The organism is Plantactinospora alkalitolerans (assembly GCF_015690345.1).
In the GTDB taxonomy this organism is placed as follows: Bacteria; Actinomycetota; Actinomycetes; order Mycobacteriales; family Micromonosporaceae; genus Plantactinospora; species Plantactinospora alkalitolerans.
The window spans coordinates 1-3,532 of the sequence record NZ_JADPUN010000411.1; the positions used below are offsets into that span (position 1 = coordinate 1).

General features: G+C 69.9%; 3 protein-coding genes. 1 reads left to right on the forward strand and 2 read right to left on the reverse strand.

What is annotated here, in order from left to right; genetic code table 11:
• The coding region (locus I0C86_RS40035; RefSeq protein ID WP_196206531.1) for a glucuronyl esterase domain-containing protein at positions 1–1,304 on the reverse strand (1,304 nt) is incomplete at its 3' end.
• 372 nt (positions 1,305–1,676) lie between these two features.
• Between I0C86_RS40035 and I0C86_RS40040 the strand changes: the two genes are divergently transcribed.
• The gene (locus I0C86_RS40040; protein ID WP_196206532.1) at positions 1,677–2,123 is read left to right on the forward strand and encodes a hypothetical protein; all 447 of its coding nucleotides are present in this window, start codon (positions 1,677–1,679) and stop codon (positions 2,121–2,123) included.
• Positions 2,124–2,143: 20 nt separating this feature from the next.
• On the opposite strand, the gene I0C86_RS40045 is transcribed toward I0C86_RS40040, so the two are convergent.
• The coding region (locus I0C86_RS40045; protein WP_230395592.1) for a hypothetical protein at positions 2,144–3,532 on the reverse strand (1,389 nt) is incomplete at its 5' end.

Sequence of the window (3,532 nt, forward strand, 5' to 3'; positions counted from 1 at the left end):
GGTGGGGTGGTGGGCGGGGTTGTCGGCCCGTCGGTGAGGGTCGGAGTCTGCCAGTCCCGCCACTCGGAAAGATTGCCGGCCTTCCTGCTCGAGATCCTGATCGTGCCGGCGGCATTGCCCGTCTTCAGCAGGTACTTCTGGATGTTCTGCTGCAGGGGGGTTCGCCACTCCGACCTGGAGGCGCAGTGGGTGCCGTCCTGGACGTCGGACCAGTACGTGATGTTCTCGCCCGCACCGAGCGCCTTGTAGACCTCCGCTCCGCCCAGACCCGCCACGCTGCCTGATCTGGCGGCCAGCCAGTCGACGTGTGGATTCTCCATGATGAACAGTCCTCGCGGCGCCACCATGCCCACGACCTGATGCGTGTCCAGTGGCAGCGTGTTCGGGTTGCCCGTGAAGGAGCTGAACGCATCGCCCAGCCACGGCTGCTCCCCGTAGGCGCTGCTCAGCGGCTGGGCACCGGATTCTCCGGGGAGGCCGCGGAAGATGGGAGCACCGGCGCTGCCCGACTCGATCGGCATGGTCAGGGCGATGCGCTGGTCGAACGCACCGGTCACGAAGGCGCCCTTTCCGTACCGGGAGCATCCGGTGACACCGGTCGCATCGGCTCGAAGAATGTTGCCGCCCGACTGCTCGATGACGTCGATGATCCGGCTGACCCCCCAGGCCCAGGCCATCAACAGCCCGGTGCTGCTCGACGCCCCGTAGATGCTGTAGAACGCACCCTGCTTGTTGTTCCGGGGCGTGCCCTCCCGACCCACCGCGAAGGGGTCATAGTTGATCACGGCGGCACCGGCCGACCTGATGGTGGCCGTGTCCGCGCCGAACCCGCCCAGTACCACGACCGCCGGGAACGGCCCGGAGCCGGTCGGCAGTTGCACGCTCGCCGAGAAACTCGAACTCCGGCCGTTGTGCGACACGTTCACCGTGATGCTGGAGCTCGAGACCGTCCCCGTGACGGTCGCCGGCTTCGCCGGCTTGTCGCCGTAGACGTACCTCTCGGCCAGCTCGCGGGTCTCCGCCCGTCGACACCGCCAGTCGGCCTTGCTGGTGATCCGTGAACCATCCAACTTCCGGAAAGGATCGGGAAGCCTGGAGTTCGCCGTCAACGAGCCGGGCAACGACACCGGGCAGTCGGCACCCTCGTCTTCGACAGCGGCCGCCGCCACCACGGCGCCCACCGGCGCGGCCTCGGCAATCGCCGTCCTCGCCACTACCGTCACCGCTCCAGCGACCGCGAGCGCCGCCGCCGCCAGTACGGCGACCGTCGAACTGATCCTGGAGCGGCCCGAGCTGCTGATCACTGGGCTCCCCTTCCGGGTAGGTGATGGATGCGTCGGCAAAGATCGAAGATCACAAATGTCGACGTGGTCAAGTTTTCAGTAAGAAACCGAAACGTGTCAATACCGCGCCGGGCACTCCGCTCTCCGCCCCGCCGATCGCCGCTTGATCACCTGGCATCGCGCTGACCTCGACATACGTCAGATGTCCGATGATTGACCGCGCTGTTCGCGAGCCACCACCACCCGGTCCGGGCGCAGCCGTACCACCCGGGGCGGTCCGGCGGGCCGGCGCCGGATTGCGGAAACTTTCGGCATCCGCACGCTGAGCGGAAACGCCGAGCAGAACGGATACGCAGTTGCCGTGAACCGATCATCACCGACTAAAATGGAGCAATGCTGTCTGGCGTACGCCCGCTGGCGGCGGGCACGGTCCTGTTGATCGCACTGCTTGCCGGCTGCGACGACAGCCCCGCTCCATCGGATGCGCGCCCGTCGACTCCGGCTTCCACCACGGCCGGACCCGGAGTCGACGCGACCTCGACGGCACCGGCCCGGCAGCCGCACACCCTGGTGCTGACGGCGACGGGCGACGCGCGGATCGACTCGTTCACGTACGTCCTCGACGGCCGAGCCACCGACGGACGGTCCGTACGCCTGCCGTGGCGCCAGTCGGTGGACGTACCGGCCGACGGCAGGCGGCACGAGTGGAGCCTGACCGTGAAGTACCGCCAGGGCGACGTGAGCCTCGTCGGAATCTTCAACGGTCAGGTTCAGACCACCAGCCGGGGCAGCAGCTCGGGAACCGGCACCGCCAACATCAGCGGCTCCGTTCTCGGCTGAGCCCTGGTGCGCGCCGCCGGTCAGCCGGGCCCGGCGTCATGCCGCCACCAGTCGATCATCGCGGCGGGGTCGCCGCCCTGGAAGGCGAACGCCTGGATGGCCAGTTGGTCGGTGGTCCACTCCAGCCAGCGGTTGCCCGACTCGTCGCTACCGCACTGTAGTCGACCCGTGACACGCCCCCGCCGGTACGAGGACTCCCCCGCGAACCGCCGAGGTAGCGCCGTGCAGTCGGCGCCGCCGGTGCGGCCGCTACCGTAGCTTCTCCGCATGGCCCGCACGTCCGGGAACCGGTAGTAGAAGACGATCCGGGCCCCGCTGGTGGGTCCGCAGACGACGGCGACGACCGGCTCCGAGCCGACGTTCCTGCGGACCTGTTCGCCCGATGGCCGTAGACAGTTCGTCCTGGACCGTTCCGGGATGTGCGTGAGGAGTTCCTTCTCTCCGGCGGTCGGAAACGGCGGCGTGGACTGGCTGTTGACCGCCTCGACGATCCTGGCCACCGGTGGGCCCGAGTAGGCCCGCCACCAGGCCGACAGGCTGGCGGAGTCCGCACCAGCGGCGCGACCGGCCACCAGCAGGGACTCGACGCTCCACTGCATCACCAGGCTGCTCTGCGGTCCGGGGTGACACAGCAGCGTGCCGAGTTCGACGCTGCGCAGGTCGTAGCGACGGGCGCCGAGGAATCCGGGGGCGGTGCCGTCGGCGCAGTCGACGCCGGTGGGCGCACCGGCCGCCTCGGCCTGGCCGTCCAGCGCGGACCGCAGGTCGGCCACCGTGCCGAACCGGAAGTACGACGCGGTACGGGCACCGACCCCCTGCGGATTGCACTCCACTCCGGCGATCGCACCGGGGTGGTCGTCCAGAAGGCCGATCGGCGCTCGCCGGCAGTCGGCAGCGGCGAGCAGGTCGATCAGGTCACGCTCCTCGCGGGTCGGGAAGGCCGGTGCACCGGTCCACCCCAGCCATGCCTCCCGCAGCGCCCGTTCGGCGTCCCGGCTCGGCGCCTCTGCGCGGATGATCGTGTGGCCCTGGTCGTCGGTCCACACGATGCTGGTGCGTCCGGCCGCACCGGTGTGGCAGAGGACGCGTCCGGTCGCCCGACCCGCGGCCGGATACCTGTGTTCCCCCGTCGTGGCCGTACCGCAGTCGCCCTCGCCCGGGGTGACTCCGGCGTCGCGTACCGCCTGCTGGTACGCACTCTCGACGGCCTCCCGGTCGGCGAACAGTCCTACCGTCGCCCGCTGGCCGCGCGGGTCGCGGCACAGCAGGGTCCTGGTCGCGCCCGGCATCGTGGCGCCGTCACCGTCCCGGCAGTCCCCACGCAGTGGTTCGGGGACGGCGATCAGGCCGTCCGGCGCGGAGTTCGAAAGCTCCTCGGCAACGACGGCAGCAGCGGCGCCGACCACCAC